This is a genomic window from Komagataeibacter swingsii (assembly GCF_003207895.1).
GTDB classification, from domain to species: Bacteria; Pseudomonadota; Alphaproteobacteria; order Acetobacterales; family Acetobacteraceae; genus Komagataeibacter; species Komagataeibacter swingsii.
The window spans coordinates 49,667-65,714 of the sequence record NZ_NKUB01000007.1; the positions used below are offsets into that span (position 1 = coordinate 49,667).

General features: G+C 66.0%; 17 protein-coding genes and 1 other RNA gene. 6 read left to right on the forward strand and 12 right to left on the reverse strand.

Translation table 11 applies throughout. The features are described 5' to 3' along the window. Window positions 1–25: 25 nt before the first annotated feature. The 5 genes from CFR76_RS07390 to CFR76_RS07410 form a co-directional block, all read right to left on the reverse strand. Window positions 26–1,072: a flagellar motor protein MotA gene (locus CFR76_RS07390; protein WP_110556560.1), complete on the reverse strand. Its 1,047-nt coding sequence runs from the start codon at window positions 1,070–1,072 to the stop codon at window positions 26–28. 12 nt (window positions 1,073–1,084) lie between these two features. After that, complete coding sequence (locus tag CFR76_RS07395) at window positions 1,085–1,903, reverse strand: OmpA family protein (RefSeq protein ID WP_110556561.1); 819 nt, start codon at window positions 1,901–1,903, stop codon at window positions 1,085–1,087. A 74-nt stretch (window positions 1,904–1,977) separates the two neighbouring features. After that, a complete protein-coding gene (locus CFR76_RS07400) occupies window positions 1,978–2,799 on the reverse strand; it encodes an inositol monophosphatase family protein (RefSeq protein ID WP_026019777.1) in 822 nt (273 codons plus the stop codon). A 105-nt stretch (window positions 2,800–2,904) separates the two neighbouring features. Beyond that, a complete protein-coding gene (gene efp, locus CFR76_RS07405) occupies window positions 2,905–3,471 on the reverse strand; it encodes an elongation factor P (protein ID WP_010510155.1) in 567 nt (188 codons plus the stop codon). 85 nt (window positions 3,472–3,556) lie between these two features. Next, entirely contained in the window at window positions 3,557–4,615 is a 1,059-nt protein-coding gene (locus tag CFR76_RS07410; protein WP_110556562.1) for a lysine-2,3-aminomutase-like protein, read from the reverse strand. A gap of 50 nt (window positions 4,616–4,665) precedes the next feature. Here CFR76_RS07410 and epmA point away from each other — a divergent pair, with 50 nt between their 5' ends. Beyond that, window positions 4,666–5,685: an EF-P lysine aminoacylase EpmA gene (gene epmA, locus CFR76_RS07415; protein ID WP_110556563.1), complete on the forward strand. Its 1,020-nt coding sequence runs from the start codon at window positions 4,666–4,668 to the stop codon at window positions 5,683–5,685. 153 nt (window positions 5,686–5,838) lie between these two features. Here epmA and thiE read toward each other — a convergent pair whose 3' ends face one another. Then, entirely contained in the window at window positions 5,839–6,474 is a 636-nt protein-coding gene (gene thiE, locus CFR76_RS07420; protein ID WP_110556564.1) for a thiamine phosphate synthase, read from the reverse strand. A gap of 206 nt (window positions 6,475–6,680) precedes the next feature. Then, a complete protein-coding gene (locus CFR76_RS07425; RefSeq protein WP_244191823.1) occupies window positions 6,681–7,097 on the reverse strand; it encodes a hypothetical protein in 417 nt (138 codons plus the stop codon). 56 nt (window positions 7,098–7,153) lie between these two features. Between CFR76_RS07425 and CFR76_RS07430 the strand changes: the two genes are divergently transcribed. The 5 genes from CFR76_RS07430 (at window position 7,154) to CFR76_RS07450 (ending at window position 9,380) form a co-directional block, all read left to right on the forward strand. After that, complete coding sequence (locus tag CFR76_RS07430; RefSeq protein ID WP_110556566.1) at window positions 7,154–7,423, forward strand: hypothetical protein; 270 nt, start codon at window positions 7,154–7,156, stop codon at window positions 7,421–7,423. Continuing rightward, the gene (locus tag CFR76_RS07435) at window positions 7,420–7,761 is read left to right on the forward strand and encodes a cell division protein ZapA (protein WP_010510169.1); all 342 of its coding nucleotides are present in this window, start codon (window positions 7,420–7,422) and stop codon (window positions 7,759–7,761) included. The genes CFR76_RS07430 and CFR76_RS07435 overlap by 4 nt, the downstream gene beginning before the upstream one ends. A gap of 9 nt (window positions 7,762–7,770) precedes the next feature. Beyond that, window positions 7,771–7,929, forward strand: a non-coding RNA gene (ssrS, locus tag CFR76_RS07440) — 6S RNA. A gap of 9 nt (window positions 7,930–7,938) precedes the next feature. Beyond that, the gene (locus CFR76_RS07445) at window positions 7,939–8,550 is read left to right on the forward strand and encodes a 5-formyltetrahydrofolate cyclo-ligase (RefSeq protein ID WP_110556627.1); all 612 of its coding nucleotides are present in this window, start codon (window positions 7,939–7,941) and stop codon (window positions 8,548–8,550) included. Between the two features lie 14 nt (window positions 8,551–8,564). Beyond that, complete coding sequence (locus CFR76_RS07450; RefSeq protein WP_110556567.1) at window positions 8,565–9,380, forward strand: TIGR00282 family metallophosphoesterase; 816 nt, start codon at window positions 8,565–8,567, stop codon at window positions 9,378–9,380. 294 nt (window positions 9,381–9,674) lie between these two features. Here the strand turns inward: CFR76_RS07450 and CFR76_RS07455 are convergent, their stop codons facing one another. The 5 genes from CFR76_RS07455 to glnA all read right to left on the reverse strand — a co-directional run bounded on the left by CFR76_RS07455 (window position 9,675) and on the right by glnA (window position 15,976). Beyond that, window positions 9,675–11,129, reverse strand: a complete 1,455-nt coding sequence (locus tag CFR76_RS07455; protein WP_110556568.1) for an AMP nucleosidase — start codon at window positions 11,127–11,129, stop codon at window positions 9,675–9,677. A 28-nt stretch (window positions 11,130–11,157) separates the two neighbouring features. After that, the gene (locus CFR76_RS07460; protein WP_110556569.1) at window positions 11,158–12,318 is read right to left on the reverse strand and encodes an energy transducer TonB; all 1,161 of its coding nucleotides are present in this window, start codon (window positions 12,316–12,318) and stop codon (window positions 11,158–11,160) included. 129 nt (window positions 12,319–12,447) lie between these two features. Further along, the gene (locus CFR76_RS07465) at window positions 12,448–13,236 is read right to left on the reverse strand and encodes an alpha/beta fold hydrolase (protein ID WP_110556570.1); all 789 of its coding nucleotides are present in this window, start codon (window positions 13,234–13,236) and stop codon (window positions 12,448–12,450) included. Window positions 13,237–13,247: 11 nt separating this feature from the next. After that, window positions 13,248–14,291 (reverse strand): NAD(P)H-quinone oxidoreductase, encoded by a 1,044-nt coding sequence (locus tag CFR76_RS07470; RefSeq protein WP_208623950.1) that lies wholly within the window; start codon window positions 14,289–14,291, stop codon window positions 13,248–13,250. 224 nt (window positions 14,292–14,515) lie between these two features. Then, window positions 14,516–15,976, reverse strand: a complete 1,461-nt coding sequence (gene glnA, locus CFR76_RS07475; RefSeq protein WP_110556571.1) for a type I glutamate--ammonia ligase — start codon at window positions 15,974–15,976, stop codon at window positions 14,516–14,518. Window positions 15,977–16,048 lie beyond the last annotated feature (72 nt).

Consider the following 16,048-nt stretch of genomic DNA (forward strand, 5'->3'; position numbering starts at 1 on the left):
GATGAACCTCAGCCTTGGGATACGGTCAGGAAGCGGAGTGGTTCGTTCCCGGGGCGCTTGCGGCGATGGTGCGTGCAAGCAGGCGCAGGTCGTTGCGGATGTCGGTTGCGATCTGCTCCCGTCCCGCCGCGGATTCCTGCACCAGCCGGGCCAGCAGGGATTCGATGCCCTGCAGGTGTTCCTCGCCCCGGCTGTCCGCAAGCTGCGTCAGGCGGTCGTTCAGCGCGGTCAGCAGGCGCTGTTCCTGCGCGCGGGTCTCCTCGCTGCGGGCCAGCAGGATCTGGAGTTTTTCCATGTTTTCGGCCGTATGTTCCAACAGCGCCTGCACATAGGCCGGAATGCTGGCGTCATTGCCGCCCACCTGCAGCCCGCCCGCCGAAAGGCGGGTGATGGTGGCCAGCCATTCTTCCAGTTCGTTGAAGAAGCGCGTCTGCGCCTGTCCCGCCGTAAGATCGAGAAAGCCCAGCACCAGCGCGCCCGCCAGCCCGAACATGGACCCCGAAAACGCGGTGCCCATGCCATGCAGCGGACCGGCCAGCCCGGACTTGAGCTGGTCGAACATGACGGTGGTGTCCCCGCTGCCCACCGACATGTTGCCGATTACGTCGGCAATGGAGCCAACCGTAAGCAGCAGGCCATAGAACGTGCCCAGCAGGCCGAGGAAGATCAGCAACCCCGTCAGGTAGCGTGACAGCTCGCGCCCTTCATCCAGCCGCGCCGACAGGCTGTCCAGCAGCGACTGCATGACCGGGGCGGACAGGGTCAGCCTGCGTCCCTTGTCATGGGTGGCCAGCATGGACGCCATGGGCGCCAGCAGGCGCGGCGGCGGCGGCGTGGTCAGGCCCTCGCGCGGGTGGCGCAGGATGTTGACCCAGCGGACTTCGGGGATCAGCCGCAGGATCATGGAGATGTTCCACCCGATGCCCAGCAGCAGGATGCCGATGATCAGGCCGTCAAGGTAGGGATTGTTGCAAAACGCCTGATACAGTGTGGAGGAAAGCAGGGCTACGACAACCCCGACCGCCAGAAGGAACAGCAGAACCCGGACAAGATAGGTCGTCGGTCGTGTCACGCAGTGGTTTCCTTAACGCGAAGGTGAGCCTGTAGCGTTCGAGGCCACCACACCCGAACGGGTGACGTCAATACAATCCGCGCCCGCCCCATGCGCATTTTCATCCGGCAGGCCCACCGCGCGGACATAGATGCGCGTCGGCGCGATCCCTGCGTGCAGCAGCACCGAACGCGCGGCAAGCCCGCGCGACAGCGCGACACGGCGGGGTGTGGACGGATCATCGGCGCGGCCTTCGCCGTAGGCTGCGATGCTGATGTGCTGGTCGGGCAGCTTCTGCATGACTGTGGCAAATGTTTGCAGCGCCGAAATCATGCGGGGATTCATCTCCGCCGATTGCGGGGTGAAGTGCAGGCGCGTGCCGCCGGCAATCTTTTCCGCCCGCCCGCGCGCCTGCGGGTCGGCCTTGACCTCGGGCGGCATGGGGAAGGGATGCAGCGGCACATGCAGTTCCGGTGGGCGCAGCACGGGATTGGCGGGGGGCTGGGCCGCGACCGGCGGCAGGGCGGCAATGGCCGCGGGCGACGCAATGGCCGTGGCGGGGGCGTGGCTGCCGGGAATGTCCCCGGTGGCATGGCCGCCAGTGCTGCTGGCAGCCGGGGTGCTGCCGCCTTCCGTGCTGGTCGTGGTGCCGGTGGGGGAGGCGGACATGCTGCCGCCATCGGGCAGCATGGCGGGCCGCCGTGGCGCGCCCAGCGCGTCCAGCGCGTTCCTGCTGGTCGTAACCTGTGCATGGGCGCCCGCAATGGGGGCGGACAGCCCGACTGCCGCAGCACCCAGCACGATCAGCCCACGCAGGGACCGGCGGCGAAAGGGGGGGGATATGTATCGCATCGTGCCCGGCAGGCTACCGGGCGACGGGCGGGGGCGCAATCGGCAAACGGGCCGCGCGCCCGCGCCCGCGGGCTTCAGGCGATGCTGCTGGCCACCAGTTCGCGCAGCGGCCCATGCAATTGCGGGTTGCCCGCCACCGCGTCGATGGAGGCGCCAAGGTCATTGAGGTCAACGCCTTCGGGGTCGGTGGCATAGCCACCCGCCTCACGCACCAGCAGGATGCCGGCCGCGCAGTCCCATGGCTTGATGCCCATTTCCCAGTAGCCGTCATACCGCCCCGCCGCGACCCAGGCGAGGTCGAGGGCTGCCGCACCGAATCGGCGGATGCCGGCCACCTGCGGCATGAGCGCGCCCAGCGTGCGGGCGAATGACAGGCGGTTGCGGGCCGAAACCCGGGCAAACGGGATGCCGGTGGCGAACAGGGCCTCGTTCATCGACCGGCGCGCGGAGACGCGCAGCCTGCGGTCGTTGAGGAACGCGCCCACGCCCTTTTCGGCCCAGAACATCTCGTTGGCGGCCGGGTTGTACACCAGCCCCGCCACGATCTCGATCGTGCCGTCGGGCAGGCGGCGCTGCAGGCCAATCGAAATGGCCCAGTGCGGGATGCCGTGCAGGAAGTTGGTCGTGCCGTCCAGCGGATCGACGATCCAGCGCCACGTCCATCCCTCGTTCCCCGAGGCGCCGCTTTCCTCCATCAGGAAGGCATAGCCGGGGCGCGCGCGCGCCAGTTCCTCGCGGATGGCGGTTTCGGCCCGCAGGTCGGCCTGCGACACGAAATCGCCAGGCCCCTTGATGCTGACCTGAAGCTGCTCGACTTCGTTGAAGTCACGCAGAAGACGGCGTGCGGCCTTCTGGGCAGCGTTCTGCATCACCGTCATATGGGGAGAGAGTCGCATTGCCACGGTGATCGGTCCTGTCTGGTTCGTGCGGTGGAACGGGGCGGGGGATTGAAAAACCGGCCCGTGCGGGGTGCGGACACCCCGGCACGGGCGGGCGGATGGTCAGGACTTGGCGCGCTCGACGTAGGTGCTGTCCTCGGTGCGGACCACGATACGCTCGCCCGCTTCGATGAAGGGGGGCACCATGGTCTTGACGCCGTTGGACAGGCGCGCGGGCTTGTAGGACGAGCTTGCGGTCTGGCCCTTCACCACGGGATCGGCCTCGACCACTTCCAGCGTGACCTGCGCGGGCAGGACGACGCCAACCGGGTCGCCTTCGACCAGGTTCAGCACCAGCGTCATGTTGTCCTGCAGGAACGGCGCCTGGTCACCCAGCAGGTCCAGCGGCAGGATAAGCTGTTCGAACGTCTCGGGGTCCATCAGCACGATGTTGTCGCCGTCCATGTAGGAGTAGGTGTATTCCTTCTCCTCGGTCATCAGGCGTTCAACGGTGTCGGCGGTGCGCCAGCGTTCGTTGGTCTTGTTGCCGGTCTTGAGGTCGCGCATCTCCACCTGGATGAACGCGCCACCCTTGCCCGGCGTGATGATCTGCTGTTTCAGGACCGTCCAGCGACGGCCGTCGTGCTCAATAACCTGTCCGGCGCGGATCAGGTTTGCCTGCTGCTTCATGGTGGTCCCTGTATGGTTGTGGGAAGTATGGCGGTTCGGCTTCTAGCGCCCCACGCGCCTCAGGGCAAGGTTGCGGGCTGTCTTTTCAGCCGGGTTCACGCGCAAGCCGGTGGATTGTGCCATCGGGCGCACGCACCCGCAGGGTGCCATCCGCACCCGTATGCAGGTAGTCGGGGGCGATGGGCACCTTTCCATGGCCGCCAGGGATATCAAGTATGTAGGTTGGCCAGGCAATGCCCGTCACCCGCCCGCGCAGGGCGGCCAGAAGGCGCTGCCCCTCGCGTATGGGCACATGGAAGCGCGCGGTGCCGGGGGCGGGGTCAAGCTGGTGCAGGTAATAGGGGCGGATGCGCGCGGCCACCTGCGCGCGCAGCAGGGCCTCCAGCGCCTCGGGTGTGTCGTTGACGCCGCGCAGCAGCACGGACTGGCCCAGCACCGGAATCGCGCGCGCCTGCACGCGACGGATGGCCGCGCGGGCGGCGGGGGTAAGCTCACGGGCGTGATTGACATGCGCCACCAGCCACATGGAGCGCGTGGTCTCGAGTGCCGCCGCCATCTCGTCATTCAGGCGTTCGGGGTCGGCCACCGGCACGCGCGAATGGATGCGGATGGTGTGGATATGCGCCATCCCCTCCAGCGCCGCCATGATCGCGCGCATGCGGCGCGGGGACAGCATCAGCGGGTCGCCCCCGGTCATCACGACTTCATGAATGTCCGTATGGGTGCGCAGCCAGTCCAGCGCCCGTTCAAGGGCCGCGTCATCCAGCACGCCGCCACCGGGGCCGACATGTTCGCGCCGGAAGCAGAAGCGGCAGTACAGCGGGCACACCAGCAGCGGCTTGAGCAGCGCGCGGTCGGCATAGCGGTGCACGATTCCCGGCACGGGGGACAGCGCGTCGTCCCCGATCGGGTCCGGGTGCTCCATGGGGTCCATTTCGCATTCCGTCGCATCGGGAATGACCTGCCGCCCGATCGGGTCGTCGGGGCTTTCGATCAATCCGGCAAAGGCGGGGGGAATGGCGGTTGCGTACCGCCGGGCCACCTGTTCCAGGGCCGGGGCCTGCGTGGGGGTGACCAGCCCCGCCTCCAGCAGGTCCGTGACGGTGCGCAGCGTGCGCGGGGGGGGATTGACCGATGATGCCATGCCGGGGCTGTACTGCGCCCGCCCGTCCGCTGCAACCGGAGATCCCGCCCATGCCCGATTCTGTCGCCCCCCAGCCCGATTCCGCCCGTATTGCCGACCGCCTGCCGTTCCTGCTGCGGCGCAACCTCGTGCTGCGTGGCGTGCGGGCGTTTTTCGATGCACGCGGCTATGTGGAGGTGGAAACCCCCTATGCCGTGCCGACTCCGGGCGAGGAGGTGCACCTGAAGGTATTCCGCACCGAACGCGAGGGCGCGGATGGCGCGCGCCAGCCGCTATGGCTGCACACCAGCCCGGAATTCGCCATGAAGCGGATCGTGGCGGCCACCGGCCTGCCGGTGTACCAACTGGCCCGCGTATGGCGGAATGCGGAAGGCAGCCGGCTGCATGCGCATGAATTCACCATGCTGGAATGGTATCACCCCGGTGCCACGCTTGATGCGCTGATGGATGAGACGGAAAGCCTGCTGCGTGCCGTCCTGCCGCCCGTGGTGCGGGCGGGCGGGGATGAAATCGGCATCGAGGCCCCCTTTGAACGGCTGCGGGTCGCGGATGCATTCCATCGTTATGTCGGCGTGGATATCCTGGCCAATGAAGGGGATGCCGCCGCCCTGGCCTATGCGGCGGGCTGCGAGCTGCGGCGGGGCGAGACATGGGAAGACCTGTTCTTCCGCCTGATGATGGCACGGATCGAGCCACATATCGGCCGCACGCGCCCCACCTTCCTGACGCACTGGCCCGCAAGCCAGGCCGCCCTTGCGCGCCGTGACCCGGCGGACCCGCGCGTAGCGCTGCGGTTCGAGCTGTATGCGGGCGGGATCGAACTGGCCAATGCGTTCGAGGAACTGACCGACAGCACCGAACAGCGCCAGCGGTTCAGGGCTGACCGCGCCCGGCGTCTGGCGCTCTATCCCGATGAACCCGGTCTGGACTGGCCGGTGGATGAAGCCTTCCTGTCCGCTCTCGACACGTTGCCACCATGCGCGGGTCTCGCCCTTGGCTTTGACCGGCTGGTCATGCTTGCGGCCGGGACCGGGCGGATCAGTGATGTGCAGTGGATGGGAGAAGGCTGAAGATAAAGAAGCTTTTTTAAGAGACTGTTTGGAAAGTCAGCTCATGATAGTGCTTTAAAATCAAAGGAAGTTTTGGTGAAGCTTTTTATAAAAGCTTCGAAAGAACGCCGCCTTTTTGGAAAAAGGCGGCGCGCAAAGGCTTTTATTGATTTTTCAGGCGGTTTCCGCTGTCGCAATCGCTGCGTTCATGGCGCGTACACCCGCCCCCGGCCCATCGGGATGGGACCACACGGCGCCGATGACCGACAGGAAATCAGCGCCCGCGCGTACCAGTGTGCCGCAGTTTTCCGGCGTGATGCCGCCAATGGCCACGACGGGCAGCTCGATCATGCTGCTCCACCACGTCAGCAGGGCGGGATCGGCGCGGATTTCGGTTTCCTTGGAGGGGGAGGGGAAAAACGCGCCGAACGCCACGTAATCGGCCCCGGCCTCACCCGCGCGCAGGGCCATGTCGCGACTGTCGTAGCACGACACGCCCAGTTGTAGTTCGTCGCCCAGTATGCGGCGCGCCGTGGCCACATCCGTATCGTCCATGCCCACATGCGCCCCGTCACAGCCGCAGGCAACGGCAAGGTCGGGCCGGTCATTCATGATGAAGGCCACGTCTCGCGCATGGGCGATGGGTTGCAGCACCTCCACCGCGCGGCGGATCGTGTCGTCATCCACGTTTTTCAGCCGCAGCTGCACGGCCGCGACCGGGCCTGCGTCCAGCGCTTCGGCCAGACGGGGGGCGAACGCCGCCGGATCAAGCGATTCGGGGGTGATGAGGTAAAGCTGGCAATCAGTCATGTCGGCCTGATCCTATGCCACCATCGGGGTGGCGAACAGCCCTCGTATGCATGTGTCCGCAGGTGTTGCGGAAGGCTGGATCATCCACCTGCTGGATACATGGCCGTACCTGCCCCGCACGGCGTTCGGCCATCGGGCGCGCGGTGGCAGTGGCCCGTGACCGGGCCGGAACCACCGTGCGCAGCCTGCGCCCTGCCTTGCGGTCATCATGCGGGGAATGCCCGCAGGTATCGCTCCAGAACCGGCCCGGCGCCGCGCGGGGGCAGGTCCAGCGATAGGGGGCGGTGCGTCATGACATGGCCGCCCGTAACCCGCGCCAGCGACACAAGGGCATGGTGCTGCGCCACAGGCACATGCGCAATGACGCCCCGCACGCCCGCGCGCAGGGCGCAGGCGGCGTACCCCGCCGCCTGCCCGCAATCCAGCAGGGCGGGCAGCGGGCAGGCCGCCACCAGCGCCACCCACCATGGCGCCCCCATGACGCATCCCGCCCCCGGGGGGGAAACCACGGTGCAGTTCACGCGTAACGATGCGGCCATGGCCGTGACCAGCCCCAGGTCATGCGCGCAGGAAATGGTGACGCAGGGGGCGGCATGCATAGAATGGTCATGTTTGTCGATCATGCTTGACGTTGAAACCGCACCGCGCGATCAGTTCAAGGGGAGGAACGAGGGAAAGGATGAACGTGTCTGATATTATCATGCCGCCGGGGCAGGAAGTTGCCCATTCCCCCTCGGAGACCGGACAGGACCCGGCGGACCGTCTTGAACTCGCCCTCAACCGTATCGCCTTCGCCCTTGACCGGCGCGCGGAACTGGCGTCCGTCGCCCGTCCGTCCAGGCCGGAGGTGGACGTGCAGGCGCTGGCGGCCAATATCGATGTCCTGATCGCCCGCGTGCGTGACGTGCTGGGCGAGGACGAAGCTGACAGCGGGAAGGAACGCCCATGAGCCAGGTGACCGTGCGCATCAACGGCTTTTCCTATGCCGTGGGCTGCAAGGAAGGGCAGGAAAAGCACCTGCAGGCCATGGCGCAGGAAGTGGAGCGGCGCATCGACCGCATCCGCGAACTGGGCGGGCATAGCGGGGAGGGACGCCTGCTGGCCCTTGCGGCCCTGCTGATGGCCGATGAAATCCATGACCTGACGGCGGAAAAGATGTCCTCTGACACCGCCCACCAATTGGCGCAGGGCCGTCAGGCGCGGATCGAGAACGAACGCCGCCGCGACCAGCTTGCGCACCTGGTCGAACGTGCGGAAAGCATTGCAGCCGCGATGGAAGAAGACTAGATTGCAAGGGCGGGGCTGCCGGGTGCGTCAGGCATGATTCAACCCCTGGGCCGATAAGCACTTCCTAGGGAGCTGGCACTGTCGTGACCGTGGTCACGTTACCTGGCGCCCACCTGCGTCAGCAGGTCCGGGAGGGCTGATCCGACCAACGGCCATGGCGGCTCCGTATATGTGTTCATGACCTCTCTCGATCCCGAATCGTGGCCCACAATGCGGGCCAAGCAGGCATTGCGCCACCAGATGGCGCGCCACCGGCAGGCTTTCGCAACCAGCCCCGCCCGCGCCGGCGCGGATGAGGCCCTGTGCCACCGCATGGTGCGTGGCCTGCGCGGCCTGACCGGGGCGGGGGATTGTATCGCCCTTGTCTGGCCCCTGCCGGGGGAAAGCGACCTGCGCCCGGTCATGCAGGCCCTGCATGCGGACGGGCTGTGCATTGCCCTGCCGGAAACCCCGCCACGCGGGCACCCCCTGGTCTTTCGCCGCTGGCGGCCCGACTGCCCCATGCAGCCCGGACGCCATGGCACCTTTCACCCCGATGGTACCCCCATGCAGCCCGACGTGGTGTGCGTGCCGCTGCTGGCCTTTGACCGGCGTGGCATGCGGCTGGGATATGGCGGGGGGTATTACGACCGTACGCTGGCGCGCCTGCCGCGCGCGCGGACGGTGGGGTTTGGCCTGTCCTTTCAGGAAGTGACATGCATTCCGACCGGCCTGTATGATGTGGCATTGCCCGCGATCGTGACCGAACGCGAATGGATCCGGTGTCGTGGCGACGGGCGTACACGGTAACAAGGGCTGTTTTCTTGAGAATACTGTTTCTGGGTGACATTGTCGGGCGCGTGGGGCGCGAGGCCGTTATTTCCCGCCTGCCCACCCTGCGGCGCGACCTTGCACTCGACCTTGTGGTGGTGAACGGGGAAAACGCCAGCCATGGCTTCGGCCTGTCGCCCGCCATCGGGCGTGACCTGATCGAAGCGGGGGCCGATGTCATTACCCTGGGCAACCATAGCTGGGACCGCCGCGACCTGATCGGCCATATCGACAGCGAACCCCGCATCATCCGCCCCGCCAACTATCCCCCCGGCACGCCGGGGCAGGGCAGCGTGGTGGTGGAACTGGTGGACGGGCGCAAGGCGCTGGTGGTCAGCATCATGGGCCGCCAGTTCATGGATGCGATGGATGATCCGTTCCGCGCCGTCACCGATATCCTGTCGCGCCACAGGCTGGGCGTGACCATGCATGCCGCCGTGGTGGACGTGCATGCCGAGGCCACGAGCGAGAAATGGGCCATGGGGCATTTCCTTGATGGCCGGGTTTCGCTGGTGATCGGCACCCATACCCACACGCCCACGGCGGACCACCGCATCCTGTCGGCTGGCACCGCGTTCCAGACCGATGCGGGCATGTGCGGCGATTATGACAGCGTGATCGGCATGGGCAAGGACGCGGCCATAGCCCGCTTCGTGCGCAAGATGCCCGGAGAGCGCCTGCAACCCGCCGAAGGGGATGCTAGCATTGCGGGCATGATGGTGGAAACCGATGACGCCACCGGCCTTGCCCGCCGCATGGCCCCGGTGCGGCAGGGCGGCCATCTGGCGCCAACGCTGCCGGATTTCTGATGTCAAAACAAACTACTGATAAGAAAAAAAGTTTTCGGGTGCCGCCTTTTTCCAAAAAGGGGCGTTCTTCTGAAGCTTTTTGAAAAAAGCTTCACCAAAAACTTCCTTATGATTTCGGGACTGTTTCAAGGACGGATTTTTTTGAATAGTCCCGAAAATCAAAGCGGTTTGCAAAGGCCGTGGCCTTTGCCGGGTTTCCGGGCGGCGCGCTGGGAAAACCGGCTACCCCACGGCACTGGCGGTCGGAACGCAGTTCATGCGACCCGTTTCTACCCAGCAGGGTACGAAGGCAGCCTACCGGAACGCCGGTTCGTCAAACCCGCGCAGCTTGCGTGAGTGCAGGCGGTCCACGCCCTGCGCGCGCAACTGCTGCATGGTCTCGATTCCCACCACCAGATGCTGGCGCACGCGTTCGCGGTAGAAGGCATTGGCCATGCCGCGCAGCTTCAGTTCCCCATGCAGCGGCTTGTCCGATACGCACAATAGCGTGCCGTAGGGTACGCGGAAACGGAACCCGTTGGCCGCGATGGTGGCTGATTCCATGTCCACTGCAATGGCGCGGGAGGTGTTGATGCGGGTGAACAGCGCGCCAAGCCGCAGTTCCCAGTTGCGGTTGTCCGTCGTCATGACGGTGCCGGTGCGCAGGCGGGTCTTGACCTCGGCATCATGCAGGCCGGTCACGCGCGCGGTCACGTCCTGCAGCGCCATCTGCACTTCGGCAATGGGGGGCACGGGCACCCATGGCGGCAGGTCGTCATCCAGCACATGGTCATCGCGCAGGTAGCCATGCGCCAGCACGTAATCCCCCAGCTTCTGGCTGCGGCGCAGCCCCGCGCAGTGGCCCACCATCAGCCAGCAGTGCGGGCGCAGCACCGCAAGGTGGTCGGTAATGGTCTTGGCGTTGGCGGGGCCGACGCCAATGTTGATCAGCGTGATGCCATCGCCATCGGGGCGGCACAGGTGGTAGGCGGGCATCTGCGGCAGGCCATGGCCCGCATGGGGCGCTGCATGCGGGGTGTCGCGGGTGTGGATGATCTCGCCCGGTTCGACAAAGGTGGCGTATTCCGATCCCTCATCCACCTGCGCATGGCCGTATTCGCGGAACGCATCCACGTAACGCTGGTAATTGGTCAGCAGGATGAAGCGCTGGAAATGGCGCGGGGCGGTGCCGGTGTAATGGTGCAGCCGCGCCAGCGAGTAATCGGTGCGCGCCGCCGTGAACAGCGCCAGCGGCCGGGGCACGCCGGGACGGGGGATGTAATCGCAGTTGGCGATCGAATCATCGGTGACATGCAGGTCCGGCAGCGCGAAATGCGACTGGATCCATGCAAGGTCGGATTCGGTCAGCGACGTGACCGCTTCCTCCATCACATAGGGCAGCGGGATCGGCTGGTTCGACAGCCCGACCATGACTGGCGTTTTATAATGGCGCAGCAGGCTTTCGATCTGTTCGCGCCAGTAATCGGCGAACAGCGCGGGCCGGGTCAGGGTGGTGCCGTAAAATCCCGGCTCCAGCACCACGTCGAAGGGGGGGCGGGGGCCATCGGGCGGCAGGGCGGCCTGCGGCATGAAGGCAAGGTAGGGATAGACCGCATCCGCAAGGCCCGCCGTGTCGCGGGTGGTGAAGGCATGGCGGACCAGTTCGCCGGCATGGTCATACAGTTCGGTAATGCGGGCCACGGCGGCATCAGCCATGTCAAAGGGCTGGAAGTCACGTCCGACCTGCTGCAGGAGGGTGGCTGTATCCATGGCGGGTCTCTCCGTCTGCCTGACGCGCCTAGCGGCGGATCAGGATGTAGTTGATGGTCAGGTCAATGGGGAAGGTATCGCCCTGCATGTCCGGCGGCACGGGTGGCAGCTGCGCGTTGCGGAACATGCCAACCGTCGCGGCGTCAAGGTAGTACGACCCCGACTGCCCCGTCAGGCGCACCTTGGTGACATGGCCATCGCGGTCCAGTTCCACATGTACCGAGGACGGGCCTTCCTCACCCGCGCGGGCGGCTTCCTCGGGGTAGTACATGTGGCTGCGGATCCAGCGGTCGAGTTCGCTGCCATAATCATCGCTGACCCCCTTGATCTGCGTATTGGTGGAATAGGGGGCGTTGACCTGCCCGTTCTTGACCAGCGGGCCAAGCGACAGGTCGATCGGGCTGCCCGTGCCGCCCGCGCGCCCGCGCTGGCTGCGGCGTGGCAGCGGCGATTGCGACAGCGACCAGTTGCGTGGATGTTCCAGCGCCCTGTAATCCGTGGCGGAGGAGTGGTTGTGCGCCTGCTGCGCGGGGTGGTTGCCGTGGCCCGAACTCTGCATGGACGGGTTGAACGTGTCCTGCCGTTCGGACTGCGGTACCGACAGGTCGGATGGCGCGTCGCTCAGCGGCGGGGCGGCGGGGATTTCCGGCGTGGGCATGTTGGGCGAGGGGGATGAATCCTCGTCGCTCTGCTGCGGGTTGGATGTCTTTTCCTGCGCGCTGGGTTCGGGCTGGTTCTGCTGCTGGCGTGGCGCATTCTGGCCGCCCGCCATGTCGGGCGAGGACTGCCCCTGCATCCCGCTGGATGTCGGGGGTGAAAAGACCATTTCCACCTGCGGCTCCGACTGCGTGGCGTTGGGGGAGCCGTGCTGGCTGTGGTGGGCGGATTCAATCAGGATGGTCGCCAGAAGGGCCGCGTGCAGCAGCCCCGATATGGCGATGGCCCGGCCGGGACCGGGTGTTTCTTCCGTATCCGGACGGATCAGGCCCGACAGGGTGGGCCGCAGCTTGCGGTATCCCGGTGGCTGCGGCACGGCCACGCCCGCCAGCAGCCGTTCGCGGTCGGGTGGCTGGTACTGGTCCCCTGCCGTATCGGGCGGCAGGCTGGCGCCGGGCTGCGTGCGGCGTGGGATCAGTACGGGCTCCACGGCATTGCGCCGCCGGGAGGAGGGACTGAGTGTCACCGTCATGAAAGGCTACGGGTCTCCGCCATGTTGGTCTGTTGCCGGGGCCGCGCACCTGCCTGCCCTGTTATATCGCCAGCATAACCGACGCGGATGGGTGGTCTGTCAAGGACCGGATGTGTAACGGAAGGCGGTTCAGTAACGTTCAGTGAAATTTTCCAGCAGTTCCGCAAATCTTTCAGGGTTTTCGACATGCAGCCAGTGCCCGGCCTGTTCGATCAGTTCCAGCCGGTAACACGGGAACAGCCGGCGCATGATGCCATAATGCTCCGGGCGGATATAGGGGGAATTCCCCCCCGCCAGGAAGAGCGTGGGACCGGGATAGGTATAGCCTTCGGGGATGTAGGGCCAGTTTTCCACATTGGGCAGCGATTCCACGATTTCCCGCAGGCCGATGCTCCAGCCCGGATTTTCCCCCACCCGGATGTTCTGCAGCATGAGTGCGCGCACATCCGTGTTGGGAATGTAGTGCTGCAACAGCCTGTCCGCGCCCGCGCGGTTGAGGAAGGGCGGGAACGGCACCCGCAGCATCTGCTCCCCCAGCGCGAACTGGCCATGCCCCGTGCGCGCGGGCGGGATGTCGGCCACCAGCAGGCTGTGCACCATGCCCGGCCGGGTCAGCGCCAGCGTCATCGCGACCTTGCCGCCCATGGAATGCCCCACCAGCGTCGCGGGCAGGGCGTTGTGGTGGGCCAGCGTTTCCAGCAGGTCGGCGGCCATGGTGTAATAGTCCATAAGCCCGTGCGGGCTGTCGCCATGGTTGCGCAGGTCGATGGCCAGCGTGCGGCGGGTGGTGGCAAGCCGGCGCTGGAAGAAGCCAAGGTTGCGCGCCCGCCCGAACAGGCCATGCAGCAGGACAATGGGGGGACGTCCGGCCGTATCGGTAATGTCTTCTGGTCCGCGCTCAATGACGTTCAGTAGCACCGGCTGTGTCCCTATCGTCCTGTCGTATCGGTAGGCAGGTGCTGCAGGTCCAGCATGATCTTGCCCATATGTGTTCCGTTTTCCATGAGTTTATGGGCATCGGCAACCCGCGCAAAGGGGAAGGTGGCATGGATGATGGGGCGGATCGCCCGCCGTGCCAGCAACGGCCACACCCGTTCTTCCAGTTCGCGGGCGATGGCGGCCTTGTAGGCGGCATCACGCGGGCGCAGCGTGCTGCCGGTCACCACCAGCCTGCGGGTCATGATGCGCGCCAGGCTGACGCCATCGGCCTTCGCCCCGCCCTGGAGCGCGATGATGACCAGCCGCCCGGCCACCGTCAGTGACCGCAGGTTGCCATCCAGGTACGCCCCGCCGATCATGTCGAGGATCACGTCCACGCCCCGGCCTGCCGTCAGGTCCTTGATGCGCTGGGGAAAATCCTCGGTGCGGTAGTTGATGGCGGCGGTGGCGCCAAGGGTGGTGCACAGCGTGCATTTGTCGTCCGTGCCCGCCGTGGCGTAGACCGTGCCCCCCATGGCGCGTACCAGCTGGATGGTGGTGGTGCCGATACCGCTGGTGCCCCCATGCACCAGCACGCTTTCCCCCGGTTTCAGGCCAGCCGTCATGAACAGGTTGGACCAGACGGTGAAAAAGGTTTCGGGCAGGGCGGCGGCATGGATGGCGTCAAGGCCCGTGGGCCACGGCAGGCACTGGCCCGCGGGCACGGTGCAGTACTGGGCGTACCCCCCGCCATTGACCAGCGCGCATACCCGCGCGCCGATGGCGGGAAAGGCGCCCGCAGGCACGTCCGGCCCCGTCGCCACGACTTCGCCCGCGACCTCCAGCCCCAGCAGGGGGCTGGCCCCTGGCGGCGGGGGATACAGCCCCTGACGCTGCATGATGTCGGGACGGTTGATGCCCGCCGCCATGACGCGGACCAGTACCTCCCCCCCGGTGGGCCGGGGCACGGGCAGGGTGGAAATGCACAGGGAATCGGGACCGCCGGGCTGGCTGAAGGTAACGGCCTGCATGGTATCGGGTATGGCTTGGGTCATGTCTGTCCTCGTGAGGCGTGTTTGTGCGGCATGCATGCCCCAAGGTGTAGGCGATATGGCGGGCAGGACCAGTGTGGAGGACCGGGAATCGAGCAAACGTGTGCATCCCGTCCCGGTTGCCCCGCGCTGGCGCGCGCGGCCGGGATGCGGACATGAAAAAAGCGCCGGAACCGTGGTGGTCCCGGCGCTTCTGGCCGTAAGGCTTTCCCTGCGGGAAGCCGTTATCAGACGGAGTAGTACATTTCAAATTCAGCCGGGTGCGGCGTGTGTTCGAACTTGTAGACTTCCTCCCACTTCACGGCACAGTAGCTTTCGATCTGGTCCTTGGTGAACACGCCACCGGCCAGCAGGAATTCGTAGTCGGATTCCAGCGCCGTCAGGGCTTCACGCAGGGAACCCGCGACCGTCGGGATCTGCTTCAGTTCTTCCGGCGGCAGGTCGTACAGGTCCTTGTCCATCGCATCGCCCGGGTGGATCTTGTTCTTGATCCCGTCAAGGCCGGCCATCAGCATGGCGGCGAAGGCAAGGTAGGGGTTCGCGGTCGGATCGGGGAAACGGACCTCGACGCGCTTCGCCTTCGGGCTGGTCGCGTACGGGATACGGCACGAAGCGGAGCGGTTGCGGGCGGAATAGGCCAGCAGCACGGGCGCCTCGAAGCCGGGGATCAGGCGCTTGTAGGAGTTGGTGGACGGGTTGGTGAAGGCGTTCAGCGCCTTGGCGTGCTTGATGATGCCGCCGATGTAGTACAGCGCCTCATCCGACAGGTCGGCATAGCCGTTGCCGCCGAATGTGGGCTTGCCGTCGCGCCAGATGGACTGGTGGACATGCATGCCCGAACCGTTGTCGCCATAGATCGGCTTCGGCATGAAGGTCGCCGTCTTGCCGTAGGAATGGGCGACGTTGTGCACGCAGTACTTGTAGATCTGCATGAAGTCGGCGGAGCGGACCAGCGTGTCGAACTTGGTGCCCAGCTCATGCTGCGACTGTGCGACTTCGTGGTGGTGCTTTTCGATGGGCAGGCCCATCTCGCCCATGGTGGTCAGCATTTCGGCGCGCAGGTCGCCTTCGCTGTCAACCGGGGCCACGGGGAAGTAGCCGCCCTTGACACCGGGGCGATGACCCATGTTGCCTTCGGGATAGTCCTTCAGCGAGGCGCCGGGGCCTTCGATGCTTTCCAGCTCGTAGATGCCGAAGTTCGGGCCGGTGCCGAAGCGCACGCTGTCGAAGATGAAGAATTCGGCTTCGGGGCCGAAGAAGGCGGTGTCGCCCAGGCCGGTGGACTGCAGGTACTGTTCGGCCAGCTTGGCGGTCGCGCGCGGGTCGCGGTTGTAGAACTGCCCGGTGGACGGCTCGACAATATCACAGATCAGGATCAGCTGCGGCTTGGCGGAGAACGGGTCCATAACCGCGGTGGTCGGGTCAGGCAGCAGGATCATGTCGCTTTCATTGATGGCTTTCCATCCGGCGATGGAGGAACCGTCGAACATGAAGCCTTCGCGGAAGGTGTCTTCCTCGATCGTGGTGACGTACTGGGTGGTATGGTGCCACTTGCCACGCGGATCGGTGAACCGCAGGTCAACCATCTCGACCGCGTTTTCCTTGATGATCTCGAAGACCTTCGCGATGGCCTTGGCGGAATGTGACGGCGTGGAGGCCGCGGCCGGGGCCTGTGCTTTTTTTGCCATGTTAATTTACCTGTCCTGACTTTGGTGTGCCGTTCCATGCGGCGCGGTGGCTATGGTTACGGAAACGGAGGG

What these genes read in the sequence shown, in the direction of transcription:
- CFR76_RS07395 (WP_110556561.1), bottom strand. Translation starts at nt 1,903, where the DNA reads ATGCGATACATATCCCCCCCCTTTCGCCGCCGGTCCCTGCGTGGGCTG.
- CFR76_RS07400 (WP_026019777.1), bottom strand. Translation starts at nt 2,799, where the DNA reads ATGCGACTCTCTCCCCATATGACGGTGATGCAGAACGCTGCCCAGAAG.
- efp (WP_010510155.1), bottom strand. Translation starts at nt 3,471, where the DNA reads ATGAAGCAGCAGGCAAACCTGATCCGCGCCGGACAGGTTATTGAGCAC.
- CFR76_RS07410 (WP_110556562.1), bottom strand. Translation starts at nt 4,615, where the DNA reads ATGGCATCATCGGTCAATCCCCCCCCGCGCACGCTGCGCACCGTCACG.
- epmA (WP_110556563.1), top strand. Translation starts at nt 4,666, where the DNA reads ATGCCCGATTCTGTCGCCCCCCAGCCCGATTCCGCCCGTATTGCCGAC.
- thiE (WP_110556564.1), bottom strand. Translation starts at nt 6,474, where the DNA reads ATGACTGATTGCCAGCTTTACCTCATCACCCCCGAATCGCTTGATCCG.
- CFR76_RS07425 (WP_244191823.1), bottom strand. Translation starts at nt 7,097, where the DNA reads ATGATCGACAAACATGACCATTCTATGCATGCCGCCCCCTGCGTCACC.
- CFR76_RS07430 (WP_110556566.1), top strand. Translation starts at nt 7,154, where the DNA reads ATGAACGTGTCTGATATTATCATGCCGCCGGGGCAGGAAGTTGCCCAT.
- CFR76_RS07435 (WP_010510169.1), top strand. Translation starts at nt 7,420, where the DNA reads ATGAGCCAGGTGACCGTGCGCATCAACGGCTTTTCCTATGCCGTGGGC.
- CFR76_RS07445 (WP_110556627.1), top strand. Translation starts at nt 7,939, where the DNA reads ATGACCTCTCTCGATCCCGAATCGTGGCCCACAATGCGGGCCAAGCAG.
- CFR76_RS07455 (WP_110556568.1), bottom strand. Translation starts at nt 11,129, where the DNA reads ATGGATACAGCCACCCTCCTGCAGCAGGTCGGACGTGACTTCCAGCCC.
- CFR76_RS07460 (WP_110556569.1), bottom strand. Translation starts at nt 12,318, where the DNA reads ATGACGGTGACACTCAGTCCCTCCTCCCGGCGGCGCAATGCCGTGGAG.
- CFR76_RS07470 (WP_208623950.1), bottom strand. Translation starts at nt 14,291, where the DNA reads ATGACCCAAGCCATACCCGATACCATGCAGGCCGTTACCTTCAGCCAG.
- glnA (WP_110556571.1), bottom strand. Translation starts at nt 15,976, where the DNA reads ATGGCAAAAAAAGCACAGGCCCCGGCCGCGGCCTCCACGCCGTCACAT.